Raw genomic sequence first — 17,981 nt, forward strand, 5'->3', positions numbered from 1 at the left:
AGGCATGTGTCGTACTTTTGGCTGATGTTAGGCCACCATGCCTTACAAATCAGGGACGATGTATGAACACTTCGCGCTTGGGTTTCTCTGGCCTTTTTTCTATTCTAGCTCTTACAGCCTGTGGTGGTGGAGGGGGCTCGGACTCTCCGACTAACCCGACACCTGCACCGCCCCCAGAGCCCACTTCATTAGAAATTTTATCGAACCCCTTAGACTACTCGATAGCACAGCTAGACACTGCAGCTAAGCGTTATGCTGATAATAGCTATACGGGTGAAACAAACGTTGCAATCGCTGACATCAGCGCTGTGCAAAATGTATATATTACGCTTTTTGGTGAAGATCTCGCTAGTTCACCTTATCTTGACATATTTGAAGTTTCTGAACTTGTCGATGCTAACGGCAACATTGATGGCGTTATACAATGCTCAGATAGTGGCTCAATCAAGTACTCTGGAAAACTCGATTTAAGCACAGGCCTCGGAACTATAATTGTCGATTATGACCAATGCCGACACTATTATTTGAGCGCGTATCACGATGGTCAATTTTCTGTGGCTATTACGAAATCAGATGACGACAATTTCGAGGCAACGTCCTATTTTACGAGTCTTTCGATAGGAAGAGGGAGTCAACGTGCAACGCTAAAAGGGTTAATGAAAGCTGAAATAAGTTACGACCCACGCACGGGTTACTACAACGAAGAACTCATTCAGTACATGGCCGCGACCTTTAACGGTGAAGCCTATAAAATAAATGGAACTGCTTTCGATGGCTTTAATGGGTTGGGGTATTCCTCTGAGTTCGAGGGGACAATGCATATTGGCTCAAAAGGTAAGCTTGATTTCTCTTACTTCTCAGAGGAAGGAGGACTACCTTATGCTTCCCAAGGTTCTCTTGTAGTTAAAGGCAATAGAACCGCAGGCATTGATATTATGCAAGGTGCGGTTCGCTATGGTGAAGATACGAACGGGGATGACACCTATGATGTTGGCGTGTTTTTCAGCAGTATCGAGACATTTGCAAGCAGCAATACCGCGAACATCGTTCTATCCGATATAGAAACTATTTCAGCGCCTCCCGTTGCTGGTGAACCCTATTATTATGCTTATGACCCTGTTTACACGTCTGACGATATAACCGTTGATGAGGGGTATTATTACGACTCTGATACGCCTGAATCTGACCTGTCAGTATCTTACCGCTGGTACATTAATAACGTTGTTATAGAGGGTGTTAGCGGCAGCACACTGCCTGCTTATAACGCGGTATTCGGCGATGAACTGAAAGTAACTATGGTAGTGTCCGACGGTGTTAATATCGTTGAATCACAACCCGTTTTTATCACTATCAGTGACTCTCCAATGACACTTGTCGTCTCCAATATGCCTGAATCGGTAACTGCTGGTGGTTACGTCGAGTTCACGGTAAGCATGACTGACCCCGATCAAATTAATAGTGATGTTGCAGGCCAGCTTGTCGCTGCACCTACAGGAGTTACCTTAAACGACAACGGCTTACTAACGTGGCAGGTGCCCGACAGTCAACTGTTCAATGCGCAAACATATATCTTTAGCTTTGCGAGTCTGGATGGCGATGAGAGCCTGCAAACCGTAGAAATAACTGCTTATGCAGATAAAGCGCCGGCGTTTGCTCGCACAACTTCAATAACACCAATTTATAATAGAGGTTTTGCGATTGCCTCAACCAAGGGTGGGAATGAACTCATATCCGTCAATCATCGAAATGTGGGCGCCTTCTCGTTAAACGGGAATAAACTAGAAAATACCTATGTGTACCCTTACAAGTTACCTACCAGAGGAGAAATTAAAGGCGTTTATACACAAGATGCTGACGGTGATAGCAATGATGAAATCTATATCCTTACTGAACAAGGCTTGTCAGTTATAAAAGATCGTAACGACAACGCGGAAACTGTATTTGTAGCAGAGGATAAAATTACGTCAGGATGGTTTTACGATATTGATAGCGACGGTATTGAAGAAATTGCATACCTTCACGGCGATCATTATTACGATGCGACTTCTATCTCCATTCATAATGTAACAACTGGTGAGAAGTTACAGCAGTTCGATGTCGATGGTGTATCAACCCTTTCTTTTGGTAATGTGGACGACGACGCGTCTATCGAGTTGGTGACTAACAATGGTTACGTCTTCGATATTAATAGCGGCGCTAATCAATGGCTTTTTGGCAATGGGTTTAGCGACGCTTACGTCGCAGTCGGTGATATGAACAACGACGGTGTCGATGAAATCATTGGTGCCGACCGTTGGGAGAATATTTCAGTCTATTCAGCGGTATCGAAAAGTAATTTGGCGACAGCTGAGCATAACGATATCTGCGATTTGAGCTATAGCAAAGATGACCATACAAATAAGGGAATGTTTGTAATTTCTGAGTGCCAGTGGGGAGAGGTGAAAGCTTTCACGCTTGAAGGTGGTCAAATTTCGGAACAATGGAGCGTTATTCATAATACGTATAGCGGTATGTCGCTTTTAATCGGCGACCTGAATAACGATAGCCGAAACGAAATAATCTGGACCGGCGACAGCGAAATTCAGGTTGCACAGCAAGATGCTGAGGGCGACTACGTCTTATCAGATATACAAACTGAAGCACACTCTTCTAATTACTTTGCTGCCGGCTGGGCCACTTTTGGTGATAATGATGAAAGAGCAGTCTTTGTTAGTGAGACAACTAACTACTACACATCAATTCAGGTGCTGTCAGTTAACACGAAGAATGAGCTTACCATCAGCGACGAACTTGGCGACGATGTTTTTGACTATAGCAGACCCGTTGTTACTGACTATAACAATGATGGCGTGGGTGAATTATTCACAGGAGCTTTGAATAGCAATACATCATTCAACGTAGTTAAGTTGTCAGATAACTCAATTCAGTGGTCGCTGAGCCAAAATCAAAACAGCCAAATCTCACTCATCGAAGCAGTAGACGTTAATGACGATAATTTTGTTGATGCGGTCATTGTTGAAAACAATCGACTCAAAGCATTCGATATTGAGAACCAAGTTCTCATCGACTCTGTCATCAATGAGTTTTCAATTGATGCTGTCGCTGAGCTCACCAATAATGGCCAACACTTCTTTGCTGTTAGTGGCTATGAATCATTAAAGCTCTATACAATGCAAGATGGCGAGTTTGTCGGACTAAATGCACTAGATGTCTCTTGTAGTCAATTGATAAGAATTAATGCTGATGGTGACGACGCCTCTGAGTTCGCATGCTTAGATAGAAACTACAATAGAATAAATATTTATGACGTAACAAATGACGCCTTGGTACTTAAAGAGGCCATAACGCCTACATTCAATCTTCAAAATATAGCCGTTATTCCAACGACATCGTCTAATCAATCAATACTTGGCATTTACCAAGCTGAAGAATATGACTCATCGTATGGATATTATGACAACGTTGCTTATCGAGTCACTGAAATAGATAACAAAGGACATGTCATTTGGCGTAGCCCTTCCATTGGCATTAATCATGTCGATGGTATGCGTACCCGAAAGAACAATGCCGGTGAAGTAGAGCTTCAAATAGGTAATCCGAACATGGCCCTTCTTGTGAAATAAAGGTAATACACTTGTCGCTGTCTATTGCTTATGGCAAAAGACGCGGCAAGTGCTTGTTATTTAGTTTTAGGTGTATATACTTACAGGAACTGTATGAACAGACAGGTCTTTTATGCGCCCACTCACAGCTCGACAAACAGAAGTTTTAGAACTTATCAAAACTACCATGCAAGAAACGGGGATGCCGCCTACGCGTGCGGAAATCGCTCGTCAACTTGGTTTTCGTTCTGCCAACGCTGCAGAAGAACATTTGAAAGCCTTGGCGCGTAAAGGCGTGATAGAAATTCTGCCGGGTACCTCTCGGGGTATCAAACTCAATATTCCCCTCGAAAATGACGTACCTGAAGAAGAAGGCCTACCTCTCATCGGGCGTGTGGCGGCGGGTGAGCCAATTTTGGCGCAAGAGCACGTAGAATCACACTACAAGGTAGACCCTGCACTGTTTCAACCTCAAGCAGACTTTTTACTGCGTGTTAACGGCATGAGCATGAAGGACATAGGTATTTTAGATGGTGATCTCCTTGCTGTGCATCGCACCACCGATGTTCACAATGGCCAGGTTGTTGTGGCACGTGTAGACGAAGACGTTACGGTAAAGCGTTTAGAGAAACGTGGTCGTGAAGTATTACTTCATGCCGAAAACGAAGAATTCGCACCTATTCGAGTAGACCTAGCCAACGAACCTTTTGCTATTGAGGGGATCGCAGTGGGCGTTATAAGAAACGCGGACTGGATGTAAGGTTTTAACACCTTCAATGAAAAGCGGCGCACTAGCCGCTTTTTTTATGCCTTTTATTGCTTTATTTCTACCAGTTTTCTGGAGTTAGGGTGACTAAGCACGCTTTTAAAAAACGAACCCAAACATGACTGTCAGAAAACGTATTAAGCGTATTTTGCCTGTGAATGAACTAATGAATATGCATTCATTATTTTAAAGTCTGTTTGAAAATAAATATTAGCAACCTATTAGTTGTTGATTTTATGATCAAATGATTGCTGATAAAACCTTTGTGTTGTTCAAAATGTGCGTTTGATTTTATCCTCGGCTACTACATGCTCATTTCTTTTTCCATCCAATATGTAACGTAAGGCTGTCAAAAAAATGATTAAAAATTGAACACTTCGTTAAATTTTTAACAGAAAAGACTAGACGGCACGGCATTATTGCGCAATTCTTAGACAAAGATTAACAAAATAATAACAATGACTCTTAATTTGTTTTACAAGTTGAGGTAATGGGTCAATCGTTCGCAAACCATTTGGTAGGGCATCGCGCAAAATAATCAGCGTTTTTGGTCTTGCTATTACGGAGGTGCTGAGTGAAACAACTAACGACCGTTTTCGCAAAATGGTGTTCAACAATACCGTTTTTGCTTCTTTCCCCTTTGCTTCTTGCCCAAGAAGTCAGTGAAGAGGCTTCTTCACTAAACTTAAGACGCGGTGCCACTGACATCAGTGGCCAGGTTTACGACCTCCACATGCTGATGTTTTTTATATGCGTTGGCATTGCTGTTGTAGTGTTTGGGGTTATGTTTGCCTCGATGTATCTGCACAGAAAGTCCCGTGGCGCGAAGCCAGCAAATTTTCATGAGAACGTGAAAGTTGAAATTGCTTGGACCGTTATCCCCTTTCTTATTCTTATTTTTATGGCTGTGCCTGCAGCGAATACGCTGATTGCGATGGAAGACACATCTGAGCCTGACATGACTGTGCTAGTAACAGGCTCACAGTGGAAGTGGCACTACAAGTACATGGACAGCGACGTTGAGTTTTATTCATTGCTTGCTACTCAACGCGAGCAGATAGAGAACAAGTTCCAGAAAACAGATAACTACCTGTTGGAAGTAGACCGCCCATTGGTTATCCCGACTGGAAAAAAAGTACGCTTTCTTATTACTTCAGACGACGTTATCCACTCTTGGTGGGTTCCTGATTTTGCGGTGAAAAAAGATGCCAACCCCGGCTTTATTAACGAGTCTTGGGCCAAGGTGAATGAGCCTGGTATTTATCGCGGACAGTGCGCAGAACTTTGTGGGAAAGACCACGGCTATATGCCGGTTGTGGTGATTGCTAAAGAGCCTGCTGAATTTGATAAATGGATGGGCGAACAAGAAGAAATTGTTCGTAAAGTAAAAGAAGAAGAGCAGCGTCTACTTTCTATGAACATGTCGATGGATGAGTTAATGAAAGTTGGCGAGCGTGTTTACAACACCACCTGCGCTGCTTGCCATATGCCAAATGGTGAAGGTTTACCTGGCGTGTTCCCGGCATTAAAAGGCAGCAAAATGGCGTTAGAAGATCAGCAAGGTCACATTGATATTGTACTTCACGGTAAGTCGGGTACTGCTATGCAGGCGTTTAGCAAAATGCTAAGCCTTAAAGAAATTGCAGCGGTAGTGACTTATGAGCGCAATGCTTGGGGCAATAACACTGGCGACATGGTTCAGGCCAAAGACGTCAATGCAGTGGCAAACGGAAACTAGGAGCAGAAAAATGAGCAAAGCAACTGAAGTTATTTCGCCTGATACCTCTGCGCCTCATAGCGGTCAAGCACATGGCGATCACCTACATGATGATCATGAACACCACGATCATATTCCTAAAGGGATAACGCGCTGGTTGTTTACCACTAACCATAAAGACATAGGCACACTTTACCTGTGGTTTGCCTTTATCATGTTTTTAGTTGGTGGTGCGATGGCCATGGTGATCCGCGCTGAACTATTCCAACCTGGTCTACAAATTGTAGAGCCAAACTTCTTTAACCAAATGACCACGGTACACGGACTTATCATGGTATTTGGTGCAGTAATGCCTGCCTTTACTGGGCTCGCAAACTGGCTTATTCCCATGATGATCGGCGCCCCTGACATGGCGTTACCGCGCATGAATAACTGGAGCTTCTGGATTTTACCTGGTGCCTTTCTCATTCTACTGAGCTCGCTCTTTATGGAAGGCGGCGGCCCTGCTTTTGGTTGGACTTTCTACGCCCCCCTTTCAACGACTTACAGTGGCGATTCGACAGCATTGTTTGTGTTCTCTGTTCACATCATGGGTATTTCATCCATTATGGGTGCGATTAACGTGATTGTGACCATCTTTAATATGCGTGCACCAGGCATGACCTGGATGAAAATGCCGCTGTTTGTATGGACGTGGCTTATCACAGCGTTCTTGCTGATTGCGGTAATGCCAGTGCTCGCCGGCGCGGTTACCATGGTGTTAACGGACAAGTTCTTTGGCACCAGCTTTTTTGATGCTGCTGGTGGCGGCGACCCGGTTATGTTCCAGCATATTTTCTGGTTCTTCGGGCACCCTGAAGTGTACATTATGATCTTGCCCGCCTTTGGCATTATCTCGCAAATTGTTCCTACCTTCTCTCGAAAGCAGCTGTTTGGATACGCGTCTATGGTTTACGCCACGGCGTCTATTGCCCTGCTCTCATTCGTTGTGTGGGCTCACCATATGTTTACTACGGGCATGCCGGTGTACATGGAAATGTTTTTCATGTTTGCCACCATGCTTATCTCGGTGCCAACTGGGGTAAAAGTGTTTAACTGGGTAGCGACCATGTGGCGCGGCTCACTGAGCTTTGAAATGCCTATGATGTTTGCTATTGCCTTTATTGTACTGTTTACCATTGGTGGGTTGTCAGGGTTAATGTTGGCGATCACGCCCGTGGACTTTCAATATCACGACACATATTTCGTTGTAGCCCATTTCCACTATGTACTGGTAACTGGCGCGGTCTTTTCTATCATGGCAGCCGTGTATTACTGGTTGCCTAAATGGACAGGCAAAATGTACGACACAACCTTAGCTAAATGGCATTTCTGGTGCTCACTAGTATCGGTCAATGTGTTGTTCTTCCCTATGCACTTTGTTGGTTTGGCTGGAATGCCGCGTCGTATTCCTGACTACGCATTGCAGTTCGCTGATTTTAACAAATGGATAAGCCTGGGCGGTTTCGCATTCGGTTTATCTCAGCTCATCTTTCTTGCCCTGCTTATCAAGGCATGCAAAAAGCAAGGTGAGCCGGTATCAGCGCAAGTTTGGGACGGCGCAGAAGGATTGGAATGGGAAATTCCATCACCCGCTCCTTATCACACGTTTGAAACACCACCTGTCGTTAAGTAACGGTAGGTGGTGTTGTGAATTGGTCATTCCTTTCAATCGGCAAAAGCTGACGGGAATGACACTCACACATTGCAGGTGGTGAGGGAGATAAGCGGTTAAACAAGCGTTTACCAACCTTCATCTATGGATTTACCCGGAGGTCACGTGATGTCACAGCAAAGCGCAAACAACAAAATGGTTATTAAACTTGTTGCTATTGTTATTGGCATGTTTGGCTTCGGCTTTGCCCTTGTTCCCTTGTACGACGTATTTTGCGACGTTACGGGAATTAACGGAAAAACCGAAGGCACGGCTGCGGTTTATCAATCGGTTGAGATTGATGACTCGCGAGAAGTGACCGTCGAGTTTATTACTCGCACAAATACCGGTATGCCCTGGGAGTTTCGTGCTGAAACCAAGCGCGTGAAAGTGCACCCTGGCGAACTTAATACGGTGTCGTTTTATGTGAGAAACCCTGCATCAAGCAATATCGTAGCTCAGGCCATTCCCTCTGTATCCCCAGGAACGGCAGCACTGTACCTGAACAAGACTGAATGCTTCTGCTTCAATCAGCAGCCATTAGATGCGGGTAGTGAAGCCTATATGCCCATGCAGTTTTATGTAGACCCTCAGCTACCTGAAGAAATTACGTTTTTTACCTTGCAGTACACACTCTATGACGTCACAGCGCGAGCCAGTGACCTAACGACAACACCGAATCCCTTTATGGCTTCAACACCGTCAAATGGCGAATAGGCCGAAGGGGTAAGGAGAAGAAAATGCAACCCGAAGTACAGAATCACGAATACCAAAAATATTATGTACCCGCACAAAGTCCATGGCCCATCGTAGGGGCCGTTGCTCTATTTCTTATCGCCGTAGGTGCGGGCAATTATGTGGTGCAAGCAACCAAAGGTGAAACAGGCTATGGCGGTCATATCCTTTTAGCGGGGATAGCAGTATTGCTCGTTATGCTTGTAGGTTGGTTTAAAAATCAAATAGACGAATCTATGGCAGGGCTTTACAGCGATCAGCTGGGGCGTTCATATCGACAAGGTATGAGCTGGTTTATCTTTTCAGAGGTGATGTTTTTCGCTGCGTTTTTCGGCGCCCTCTACTACGCGAGATTTATTTCCGTTCCGTGGCTGGGCGGCGCATCGAATAACGCTATGACCAATGAGGTCTTATGGCCGACCTTTGAGGCCATGTGGCCGCTGGTGTCAACGCCAGGCGGCACTACCACACAGGAAATGAGTGCAGCGGGTTTGCCCACAATTAACACGGTTATCTTGCTTATCTCATCTATTACACTGCACTTCGCTCATGTGGGACTAGAGCAAAACAAACGCAAACAGCTAACCCTAATGCTGGGTATCACTATCTTACTTGGATGTGGGTTCTTGTTCCTACAGGTAGAAGAGTACATACATGCGTATCGCGACTTGGGGCTTACGCTTCAGTCAGGCATTTACGGCAACACCTTCTTTATGCTCACAGGGTTTCACGGCATGCATGTGACCCTTGGCACCATCATTCTAATTGTACTGTTTTTTAGGGTCTTGAAAGGCCATTTCACGCCTGAAAACCACTTCGCGTTTCAGGCGGGGAGCTGGTACTGGCACTTTGTAGATGTAGTGTGGGTCATGCTCTACATCTTTGTTTACGTACTTTAAAAGGAATCCCCAAACTCAGTAAGGCCTTGGGTTTGGGGTAATTAAACCGGTACCAATAGCGATAAGAATAATAATAACAATGACGGCAGAAGTGAGCACGCGTCGACCAATGTACTTACTCATAGGCCCTTTTGATGTGTCGTTTTTCATCATGATTCGCATCGCCATGAACAAGTTCACAATCATGTACAGCACTAACGCAACAAGGACTATTTTTATCAACATATTCACCTCTGTTTTTATTCTAATTTTGCATGGTGCGAAATAATCATGTTTTCTCGCACTCGCCACGTTATTCCTTGGTTACTCACGGGTTTTAGTGTGGCGATTATGTGCGGTTTAGGGTACTGGCAACTTGATCGCATGGTCCAAAAGCAACAACGCTTAGCTAGCATAGCGCAAAAGCAAAGTAATGGAACCTTGAGTTTAGAAGAGGCGTTGTCTCATGATGATCCTCGGGATATTACCGTATCGTTCAGCGGCGCAATAGACGCTAACCATGTGTTGCTATTAGATAATCAGATTCACAATCAGCGGGTGGGTTTCGATGTCATCGTACCGGTAAATACCAATGTCGGGTGGCTCTTGGTTAACTTTGGCTGGGTGCCTGCGCCAGACTTAACGCGCACGCTACCGGATATAAGTTTTACGAGCCAAACGCGCGAATTAATCGGCGTGCTTAGCGTGCCGGGTAACAACCCCTTAGTGACAGAAACCAATATGGCTTTGTCGCAAAGCCCCGCGCTGGTACAACACATAGAATTCCCTGCACTAAGCAACGCCTTAGAGCGCAAACTTTTACCCTTTATTCTTCACCTTACCACGCCTGACCCCGCGTTTATTCGTGAACATCAGGCCGTCGTAATGTCTCCTGAAAAGCACCTTGGCTATGCAGTTCAATGGTTTGGTTTAGCCATTGCCGCTGCAGCCATTGGCGGCTTTGCAATTAGTAAGAAAGGACGTAGTTATGAGTAATGCTGCTTCGAAAAAAACATTAATTATTATGGTAGCCGTGTTTGTTTTACCTGTTGTTTTGGCAAAGCTCGCACTTGATAACGATTGGTTTACTAAAGGAGCGACAAATAAAGGTCAGCTGCTCGCGCCGACCATCGACATGAGTGCGCTTTTAGAAAACGCGGAACCTAAATGGCGTTTGTTGTATGTGATGCCAAGTAAATGTGACGCAGTGTGCGAGAACGCACTTTTTAGCATTAACCAAGTGTGGCTTGCGCTAGGTAAAGAATCGGACCGTGCCCAAGCAGTGGTCATTACTACCGCTTCAAGCGACCAAACTGCGATAGCCGAGCTAGAAGACTACCCTTTTGTCGAAACCTTACCCGTTACTACACCAACGGCGCTTGCCTCTAGCAGTGTTTACATTGTTGATACGCAAAATAACGCCATGCTCTTTTACGACATTAAAGACGATAGAAAAGACGCCGTGATGGAAAGCCGCAACATGCTGGCAGATATGAGAAAGCTCCTTAAATTATCGCGTATAGGATAACGGCCATGAAAAAATTAACCCTATTCAGTATTTTTCTGGCAGCGGTCGTTATTATTCTCGGTGCGTATACGCGTTTGACCGATGCGGGGCTAGGCTGCCCCGACTGGCCGGGGTGTTACGGAAACTTAACCGTACCCTTGAGTGAAGAAAAGGTAGCAGAGGCTAATGCTGCCTATCCTGAACGTCCAGTAGAGGCATTTAAGGCGTGGAATGAAATGATTCACCGCTATTTTGCAGGAACGCTGGGGCTGTGTGTACTGGCTATTGCCATTATTGCTATTCGGCAACGCGACAAAAGCACGCCCGTTAAATTACCTCTGTTACTGCTAGGGCTCATTATCTTCCAGGCAGCACTTGGTATGTGGACCGTGACGCTCAATCTCCTTCCCGTTGTAGTTATGGGGCATTTGCTGGGGGGCTTCTCTGTGCTCTCTTGCCTGTTTATTCTCTACCTCCGTTTGCGCAACACCGCAGGCGATGCATCGAAAATTAAACAAGCGCCCATCGCGTCAGCTATGCATGAACAAGACATTACCGACTTACCTCAAGCCAAGGTCTTTCAGCGAAACCTTAAACTTTTCGCCTTCATTGGGCTTGGCGTGCTTGTTACCCAGATTGCTCTTGGTGGATGGACTTCTGCCAATTATGCCGCGTTAGCCTGTACGGAAATGCCGGTCTGTGAAAGCGGTTGGCAGGAAAGAATTGATTTGGCAGGTGCATTCAGTGTGCCTGACGCAGACAACTATGAGTTTGGTGCTCACGATTACGGCGAACGCGTTACCATGCACATAGTGCATAGGCTCGGCGCGGTCATCACGTTTTTATACTTGCTAGCACTAGGTATAAGTGTGTTGGTAAGCCGCTACACCACAAGTAAACAAAAATATGTGGGTGCGTTTATGTTGGTAGCATTATGCACGCAAGTGGCATTAGGACTTAGCAACATTATCTTTATGCTGCCACTGGCTGTCGCTGTAATGCATAACGCGGTCGCAGCTGTGTTACTTCTCTCCCTACTCAACCTCATTTTTACCGTATTTTTGGCACTAGAAAACGATAACGTCTTCGGTACAGAAAAACGAAATACAGGCTCATTCTCAAGTTCGAAACCACTGCAGGGTGCAGGTGCATTTAGCATCCACGAAGCGCCTTTGCACGACCCTTTAAACGCGTCAACGTCTTCTCATATTCTCCCTAAAGCTCCAGGAGGTTTCCATGGCTAAATCGGTCTCTTTACATGCGCGTACTTCACGTCAGCACAATGTAGTCACGTGGCGAGATTACTATGAAATGACTAAGCCTAATGTCGTCATGTTGTTGCTGTTAACCGCGTTAGTAGGCATGTGTTTAGCTACGCCTTCGTGGGTAAACGCAACCGTACTTATCTGTGGCTTATTGGGTATTGGTATGTTGTCTGCGTCTGCTGCGGTTATTAATCACGTTGTCGACCATAAGATAGATAGTGTGATGGCGCGTACATTTAATCGCCCCGTCGCAAAAGGCAAGGTTAGCGTAAACAACGCGCTGTGGTTTGCAGGCGTTTTAGGTGTGGGTGGATTTGTAGTGTTGGCTCTTTTTGTGAATATGCTAACCGCGTGGTTAACCTTAGCAAGTTTAGTAGGCTACGCGTTTATCTACACGATGTATTTAAAGCGAGCGACACCGCAAAACATCGTGATTGGCGGTTTAGCAGGGGCTGCTCCACCGCTTCTAGGTTGGACCGCGGTTACAGGGGAAATACATGCCCATGCCCTGCTTTTAGTGCTGATTATCTTTACTTGGACGCCGCCGCATTTTTGGGCGCTCGCTATTCATAGAGAAAAAGATTACGCCAAAGCTAAGGTGCCCATGCTGCCGGTAACCCACGGTGTGTCATTTACGAAAACGTCAGTGTTGCTGTATACAGTATTGTTGGGGCTTGTATGTTTGCTGCCCTACCTTACAGGCATGAGCGATCTCATTTATTTGATTGGCTCAAGTGTGCTTAACATTGGATTTCTATACTATGCATTAAAGCTAAAATTCGATGCAGAGCCACAAACTGCAATGAAAACTTTTAGGTTTTCAATTATTCATCTCATGGTATTGTTTGTCGTATTACTCTTAGATCACTACATACCACTGAGTTTATGAATCAACGAACTACCGTCGGCCTTGTTGCATTTTTAGCGCTATGTGCAGGCATCGTAGGGGCGCTGTATATCGCGCCCCCAAATGTTGAAAGTCAGCCTGAATACTTTCAGACTTACCCAGAGCCGAGAGCATTATCACCGTTTTCACTTACATCTCATGAAGGTGAAGTGTTTGATAATTCGTCGCTTGAAGGGCAGTGGAGCTTAGTATTTGTGGGCTATACCTTCTGCCCCGATATTTGCCCAACTACCATGGCTGAACTGAACGGTATATATCCTGAACTAAAAGCATTAAATAGTGTCGAACCTATTCGAATTGTTTTTGTATCCGTTGATCCAAATCGCGATTCAATTGAAAGACTTTCAGAGTATGTGAGCTATTTTAATGAGGAGTTCATTGCCGTTACTGGAGAGCACAAGGCGCTATTCCCCTTTGTACGTAATTTAGGAATGATGTATGCCATTGCTGAAAGTACCGATAACCCCAACTATTTAGTTGACCACAGTGCATCTGTCGTACTTGTCGACCCTGAAGCTAGGGTGATAGGAAGATTCAAACCTAAAAGAGAGCCAGGAAAGCTATCGATAAGTGATTCCCAGCAAATATTGGCAGATATGCCAATAATAATCTCGAAGCAGTAATATGGAAATCAAAATAAGGCAAGGTGTGGCATCTGATGCTGCGCAAACTACGCCGCTTATATTGAATGCGGCGCAATCTTTGTTAACGTCTATTTTTGGACAAAATAAAAATAGAACAGCTGAGGGCTACCTGTCTCATGCATGGGAACTCGGTGGCGGGCAATATGGCTTCAAGAATCATTGGGTGGCGTGTAGCGGCGACGAAGTACTCGGTGTTGTGACCTCTTGGCACAGCAAACTTGGTGCAACATTTGATAGGGCGACCCTTGATAGCATCACATCGTACTTTACCCTCGATGAGGCTATTACAGTGCTCATGCGTAACCAAACGGTAGCGGTAAACCTAACGCCACCTACCAATACTGAACTAATGATTGGACATCTTTCCGTTGAAGAAAGCGCCCGACGAACAGGGGTGGGATCCATGCTAGTAGATGCGATGCAGGTGCGCGCGGAAAAGCTCAAAAAACGTAAGCTTGTGCTTGATGTTGAAGTATCAAATGTGTCGGCTATCCGTTTTTATCAACGCAATGACTTTGTAGAAGAGTCTATTAATAAAGGCTTTATCCGCTTTGCTCGGTCTATTTAGTTAAACGTTTTCTTATGTAGATGTGAAGCCAACCAATATGGGCTAGCGTCCAATTTTCTTCCTGGCCTGTCCGACATGCCCTAGTCTGGGTAATTGCCGTTCTCATCTGCCACAAAGAAGGGCGTAGAGTACCAATAATAACGCCCTGATTGCGCATTAGACGGTGCTGTACAATTCACACGTGAACGTCCTACTGGAAGCGTTTCATCAAGGGTAAACGTAAGCACATTTTCTTCTAGGCTAGTCTCTATAGGGTCGCCGCCGAAAAAACAATTTACTTGTGTAAGGCGAACATCGTCACTGTCTATCGTTAAACTAATGGGCGATGACAGGTTTCGCGCTGTCATACGAGGGTCTTTATGTGAACTTTGCGTCACTGGCATGGCAAGACTATTAAGCTTGGTCTTTAGCGTTGCCAAATTGGCGTAAGGACCGGCCGCGGGGAAGCGCGGTAGTGCCTGCATGTCGCTAGATGGGCCCACAGCCCCGGAATGCTGCCCGAATCCTATGTAACCTTCAGCTTTGAGCTTATTAGCGAGCGCCGTGTTGTATTCACCAAACGGGTACGCTAAATATTTAAGGCTAATATCCAATTTATCTTCAATCTTCTTTTCAGCACTTTCTACGTTCTGCCAAACTTTCTCCAGCCATGCGCGCTCGCCCATTGCTTGCTCACCGTTTAGCATATGAAGGTGGTCTAGCGTGTGGTTGGCAAAAACAACGCCATCGTTATGCATAGCAATAACTTGCTCCCATGTTAGCTGCTTAGGACCTACGCCAATTTCATCAGGGTTGATAAACACGGTATAGGGAAAACCTAGGTCAGCCAGTATTGGGTGAGCATTGTCTAAAATGTTTGCGTAGCCATCGTCAAACGTAATCGCAACCGCATTTTCTGGCAGTGTAGTGTTGTGTTGTATCGCAGAAACAACGTCCTGAAGCGAAACAACAGTGTGGTGTGCGTCCAAGTATTCCATGTGCGATTTAAAGGCTTCAGGCGAAATACTGGTACTGGCTGGTGTTGAAGACGACACATGGTGATAAAGCAAAATGGCGGCGTTAGGCGTGGTGCTCACACTAGAGTCGATGTTACTACCACTTTGTTCCTTTTTAGTGGAAGTCGCATCAGCAACAGGGTTTGCATCTGAGCCTGAAGCAATGCTAGGTGAGACCAACAAAACATTGAAAATTCCCGCAAGCATTGAAGATAAGATCTTCAAACGCGTACGACTCGTCGTTCTATTTTGAATTACATTGTTGGTTTTCATATCATCATCCACTGAGTGCCTAATCAAATTCAATAGCATGGTAAACTCCAAATAATGCGACTTGGCCAATCTTATACATGGTCAAGCTGGTACGCATTTCACTTATGCCGCTGCATAGGTTGATAGTATATAGCGAAATTAACCCCTACTGAGATCATTTATGTCCCCTGCTCAACTAACTCAGCGCTCCTTTTTTGACGACCATTCCCGTCTGTTGGCGTTAGCGCTTCCCATGATCTTAGCGAATATTACTACGCCTCTATTAGGTTTGGTGGATACCGCGGTTTTGGGACACATGTCTTTACCAGCCATGCTTGCAGGGGCTTCGGTGGGCGCACTTATCTTAACGCAAATATACTGGGTGTGCGGGTTTCTTCGCATGTCATCAACAGGTTTGAGTGCACAAGCTAAAGGCTCACCGAACAATACATTAGAGTCAGCAAAAGTGCTGTGGCAAACGGTGGCGGTTGCTCTAGTGTTGGGGGCTGTGGTACTCGCTCTTCAATCTCCTATCTTGTCTATAGGCTTAGCTTTAACTCAGCCAAACAGTGAAGTTGCCCTGCATCTTCAAGACTATTTTTCGACGCGGGTATGGGGCGCACCAGCTGCCATGCTTAATTTGGCATTAGTTGGATGGTTAGTAGGGCAGCAAAAAACGCGCAGCGTCATGGCTATTCAAATTGTGGGAAATTTATTGAATGCGGGACTCGATGTAGTGTTTGTGTTCGGGCTTGGTTTGTCTGTTGCTGGCGTGGCGCTGGCCAGTGTTATCGCTGAGTATACTATGGCTATAATGGCCCTAGCGGTGGCGTTTAAGCGCGTTGGCGGTGTCGCGGTGAGTGCATCGTGGTTCAACCGAGCAGCTCGAAAAGTATTGATGAAGCTCAACGGCGATATGTTGCTACGTAACTTAGCATTACAGGGCTGTTTAGCGTTTCTTACTATTCAAGGTGCCCGTTACGGCGAAACGTCGGCGGCCGTCAATGCCATACTTATGCAGTTCTTTGTTCTTATTGCATTAGGGCTAGATGGCATTGCCTATGGTGTGGAAGCGCTGGTGGGTGAAGCCAAAGGGGCGTCTGATAGCAGCGAAGTGAAACGACGCACCTATCAAGGGCTAGTCTGGTCGAGTGTTTTTGCCCTTATTTATAGCCTGATATTTTTCGCAGGTGGTGAGGCCATTATCGCGCTGCTTACCGAACATAGTGACATTGTAAAAGCTGCGCTACCTTATCTTGGTCTAATGGTATTACTTCCTCTATTAGCGCATTGGTGTTTTTTGTACGATGGCGTATTTGTTGGTCTTACCCGAGCCAGCGCAATGAGAAATACCATGATAATAAGTGCGTTAGGGGTGTATTTCCCCGTTTGGTATCTCACGCAAGATCAGGGTAACGTCAGCCTTTGGTATGCTCTCCTTGCCTTTTTACTCGCTCGCGGTGTGACATTGGCCTGGAGCTTTTATCGTTTAGATAAACGCGGTGAGCTAGCGACACCGCAAAGCTAGTTCGCTGACCTTTCTTAGGGTAGGCGTGCTGAGCACGGTGACTCTCTCAGTTTTTCTAGGGCATCATTCAGTATTATTTTTTTGCTACTGTGTTTTTTGCGCGGTTCTTTTTTGCACAATGATAATAGTGTGTAGTTCAGGGTGCTGATCGAATTCAACGTGACGAACAAACCCGCCTGCTTCTATCAATATTTCTATGTATCTATGTAGCCCCAGCGAGGCGTAGTAGACTTCTGGGCCCATCACTTTGTTTGTGTGTTGACCGCTTTCACCTGTACCCCCACAGGTAAAAAGCAACACACCATCATCGTTTAAATGATCCACTAGCTTCTTAAGCAAAGGCTCTTGCTGAGTTAGGGGAATATGCCAAAAGCTATCCCAAGCACTAATAAACGAATAGTGCTTGGGGATAGTGAATGTACACACGTCGGCGCAATAGAAGGTATGAGCGGGTAATTGGGACGCCGCAATGGCAAGCATATCTTTGGAAACATCAATGCCTTCGTAAGTTAGCCCTGCACGTTCGATAATCGGCACAAAACGATTGGTGCATCCGCAACCTATGTCTAGTGCGTAACCTCGTTTCTTTGGTTTGTCTTTATTGCTCGCTTTTTCCTCATTAGGTGCCTCTCCCTTATCAAGCGCTTCTCCCTTATCAAGCGCTTCTCCCTTATCAAGCGCTTCGCTTGGCACCGTATCAGGCTCTTGTGATGGGGTGTCCGCTAAAAATGACAGTGCTTTTTGGTAAGCGGTTAACCCATTTTTCTGATTAAACTCAGGACGAGTCCAAAGGTGTGTAATGGTGTCGTAGGCCTTGCCAGTTTCTTCAGGTGTCATATTCCCTCTGTTAGCTGAGCTTTTACTGGTTCAAGGTTAATTCATCTAGCAACAATGTATAGTGCAAAGAAGAGAAAAGGCGAAACC

At 45.5% G+C, this 17,981-nt stretch carries 16 protein-coding genes; 13 read left to right on the forward strand and 3 right to left on the reverse strand.

All coding sequences use genetic code 11. The features are described from left to right. Nucleotides 1-62 precede the first annotated feature (62 nt). The 6 genes from RJ41_RS12655 (at nucleotide 63) to RJ41_RS12680 (ending at nucleotide 9,412) form a co-directional block, all read left to right on the forward strand. Nucleotides 63-3,623, forward strand: a complete 3,561-nt coding sequence (locus RJ41_RS12655; RefSeq protein ID WP_039221356.1) for a hypothetical protein — start codon at nucleotides 63-65, stop codon at nucleotides 3,621-3,623. A gap of 112 nt (nucleotides 3,624-3,735) precedes the next feature. After that, nucleotides 3,736-4,362: a transcriptional repressor LexA gene (gene lexA, locus RJ41_RS12660; protein WP_039221362.1), complete on the forward strand. Its 627-nt coding sequence runs from the start codon at nucleotides 3,736-3,738 to the stop codon at nucleotides 4,360-4,362. 580 nt (nucleotides 4,363-4,942) lie between these two features. After that, nucleotides 4,943-6,106: a cytochrome c oxidase subunit II gene (gene coxB / locus RJ41_RS12665; protein WP_039221366.1), complete on the forward strand. Its 1,164-nt coding sequence runs from the start codon at nucleotides 4,943-4,945 to the stop codon at nucleotides 6,104-6,106. Nucleotides 6,107-6,116: 10 nt separating this feature from the next. Further along, on the forward strand, nucleotides 6,117-7,760 hold the full coding sequence (gene ctaD / locus RJ41_RS12670) for a cytochrome c oxidase subunit I (RefSeq protein WP_039221368.1): 1,644 nt from the start codon (nucleotides 6,117-6,119) through the stop codon (nucleotides 7,758-7,760). A gap of 147 nt (nucleotides 7,761-7,907) precedes the next feature. Further along, nucleotides 7,908-8,495, forward strand: coding sequence for a cytochrome c oxidase assembly protein (locus RJ41_RS12675; RefSeq protein ID WP_039221371.1), 588 nt, complete (start codon nucleotides 7,908-7,910; stop codon nucleotides 8,493-8,495). Nucleotides 8,496-8,518: 23 nt separating this feature from the next. Further along, on the forward strand, nucleotides 8,519-9,412 hold the full coding sequence (locus tag RJ41_RS12680) for a cytochrome c oxidase subunit 3 (protein WP_014951383.1): 894 nt from the start codon (nucleotides 8,519-8,521) through the stop codon (nucleotides 9,410-9,412). Between the two features lie 15 nt (nucleotides 9,413-9,427). On the opposite strand, the gene RJ41_RS12685 is transcribed toward RJ41_RS12680, so the two are convergent. Continuing rightward, the gene (locus tag RJ41_RS12685) at nucleotides 9,428-9,637 is read right to left on the reverse strand and encodes a DUF2909 domain-containing protein (protein WP_039221374.1); all 210 of its coding nucleotides are present in this window, start codon (nucleotides 9,635-9,637) and stop codon (nucleotides 9,428-9,430) included. 45 nt (nucleotides 9,638-9,682) lie between these two features. Between RJ41_RS12685 and RJ41_RS12690 the strand changes: the two genes are divergently transcribed. Genes RJ41_RS12690 through RJ41_RS12715 form a run of 6 tightly spaced genes read left to right on the forward strand, consistent with a single transcriptional unit; the run spans nucleotide 9,683 to nucleotide 14,282 of the window. Next, nucleotides 9,683-10,387 (forward strand): SURF1 family protein, encoded by a 705-nt coding sequence (locus RJ41_RS12690; RefSeq protein ID WP_039221377.1) that lies wholly within the window; start codon nucleotides 9,683-9,685, stop codon nucleotides 10,385-10,387. After that, entirely contained in the window at nucleotides 10,380-10,919 is a 540-nt protein-coding gene (locus RJ41_RS12695; protein WP_039221380.1) for a hypothetical protein, read from the forward strand. Before RJ41_RS12690 ends, RJ41_RS12695 begins: the two co-directional genes overlap by 8 nt. Nucleotides 10,920-10,924: 5 nt before the next feature. After that, complete coding sequence (locus RJ41_RS12700; RefSeq protein ID WP_039221382.1) at nucleotides 10,925-12,142, forward strand: COX15/CtaA family protein; 1,218 nt, start codon at nucleotides 10,925-10,927, stop codon at nucleotides 12,140-12,142. Further along, a complete protein-coding gene (gene cyoE, locus RJ41_RS12705; protein WP_039221385.1) occupies nucleotides 12,135-13,052 on the forward strand; it encodes a heme o synthase in 918 nt (305 codons plus the stop codon). The genes RJ41_RS12700 and cyoE overlap by 8 nt, the downstream gene beginning before the upstream one ends. Further along, the gene (locus RJ41_RS12710) at nucleotides 13,049-13,693 is read left to right on the forward strand and encodes an SCO family protein (RefSeq protein ID WP_014977801.1); all 645 of its coding nucleotides are present in this window, start codon (nucleotides 13,049-13,051) and stop codon (nucleotides 13,691-13,693) included. The genes cyoE and RJ41_RS12710 overlap by 4 nt, the downstream gene beginning before the upstream one ends. A 1-nt stretch (nucleotide 13,694) precedes the next feature. Continuing rightward, the gene (locus RJ41_RS12715) at nucleotides 13,695-14,282 is read left to right on the forward strand and encodes a GNAT family N-acetyltransferase (RefSeq protein WP_039221389.1); all 588 of its coding nucleotides are present in this window, start codon (nucleotides 13,695-13,697) and stop codon (nucleotides 14,280-14,282) included. 80 nt (nucleotides 14,283-14,362) lie between these two features. On the opposite strand, the gene RJ41_RS12720 is transcribed toward RJ41_RS12715, so the two are convergent. After that, nucleotides 14,363-15,589 carry a polysaccharide deacetylase family protein gene (locus tag RJ41_RS12720; RefSeq protein WP_039221391.1) on the reverse strand — a complete coding sequence of 409 codons (1,227 nt, stop codon included), beginning with the start codon at nucleotides 15,587-15,589 and terminating at the stop codon, nucleotides 14,363-14,365. Between the two features lie 121 nt (nucleotides 15,590-15,710). Between RJ41_RS12720 and RJ41_RS12725 the strand changes: the two genes are divergently transcribed. Then, entirely contained in the window at nucleotides 15,711-17,057 is a 1,347-nt protein-coding gene (locus tag RJ41_RS12725) for an MATE family efflux transporter (protein WP_039221394.1), read from the forward strand. Nucleotides 17,058-17,141: 84 nt separating this feature from the next. Here the strand turns inward: RJ41_RS12725 and RJ41_RS12730 are convergent, their stop codons facing one another. Further along, the gene (locus RJ41_RS12730) at nucleotides 17,142-17,894 is read right to left on the reverse strand and encodes a class I SAM-dependent methyltransferase (RefSeq protein WP_039221397.1); all 753 of its coding nucleotides are present in this window, start codon (nucleotides 17,892-17,894) and stop codon (nucleotides 17,142-17,144) included. Nucleotides 17,895-17,981 lie beyond the last annotated feature (87 nt).

The sequence above is a fragment of the Alteromonas marina genome, assembly GCF_000808575.1.
GTDB classification, from domain to species: Bacteria; Pseudomonadota; Gammaproteobacteria; order Enterobacterales; family Alteromonadaceae; genus Alteromonas; species Alteromonas marina_A.

Coding starts and splice junctions, on each gene's coding strand:
- RJ41_RS12690 (WP_039221377.1), top strand. CDS start 9,683: ATGTTTTCTCGCACTCGCCACGTTATTCCTTGGTTACTCACGGGTTTT.
- RJ41_RS12700 (WP_039221382.1), top strand. CDS start 10,925: ATGAAAAAATTAACCCTATTCAGTATTTTTCTGGCAGCGGTCGTTATT.
- RJ41_RS12710 (WP_014977801.1), top strand. CDS start 13,049: ATGAATCAACGAACTACCGTCGGCCTTGTTGCATTTTTAGCGCTATGT.
- RJ41_RS12715 (WP_039221389.1), top strand. CDS start 13,695: ATGGAAATCAAAATAAGGCAAGGTGTGGCATCTGATGCTGCGCAAACT.
- RJ41_RS12720 (WP_039221391.1), bottom strand. CDS start 15,589: ATGCTATTGAATTTGATTAGGCACTCAGTGGATGATGATATGAAAACC.
- RJ41_RS12695 (WP_039221380.1), top strand. CDS start 10,380: ATGAGTAATGCTGCTTCGAAAAAAACATTAATTATTATGGTAGCCGTG.
- RJ41_RS12675 (WP_039221371.1), top strand. CDS start 7,908: ATGTCACAGCAAAGCGCAAACAACAAAATGGTTATTAAACTTGTTGCT.
- RJ41_RS12655 (WP_039221356.1), top strand. CDS start 63: ATGAACACTTCGCGCTTGGGTTTCTCTGGCCTTTTTTCTATTCTAGCT.
- cyoE (WP_039221385.1), top strand. CDS start 12,135: ATGGCTAAATCGGTCTCTTTACATGCGCGTACTTCACGTCAGCACAAT.
- RJ41_RS12725 (WP_039221394.1), top strand. CDS start 15,711: ATGTCCCCTGCTCAACTAACTCAGCGCTCCTTTTTTGACGACCATTCC.
- RJ41_RS12680 (WP_014951383.1), top strand. CDS start 8,519: ATGCAACCCGAAGTACAGAATCACGAATACCAAAAATATTATGTACCC.
- RJ41_RS12730 (WP_039221397.1), bottom strand. CDS start 17,894: ATGACACCTGAAGAAACTGGCAAGGCCTACGACACCATTACACACCTT.
- ctaD (WP_039221368.1), top strand. CDS start 6,117: ATGAGCAAAGCAACTGAAGTTATTTCGCCTGATACCTCTGCGCCTCAT.
- lexA (WP_039221362.1), top strand. CDS start 3,736: ATGCGCCCACTCACAGCTCGACAAACAGAAGTTTTAGAACTTATCAAA.
- RJ41_RS12685 (WP_039221374.1), bottom strand. CDS start 9,637: ATGTTGATAAAAATAGTCCTTGTTGCGTTAGTGCTGTACATGATTGTG.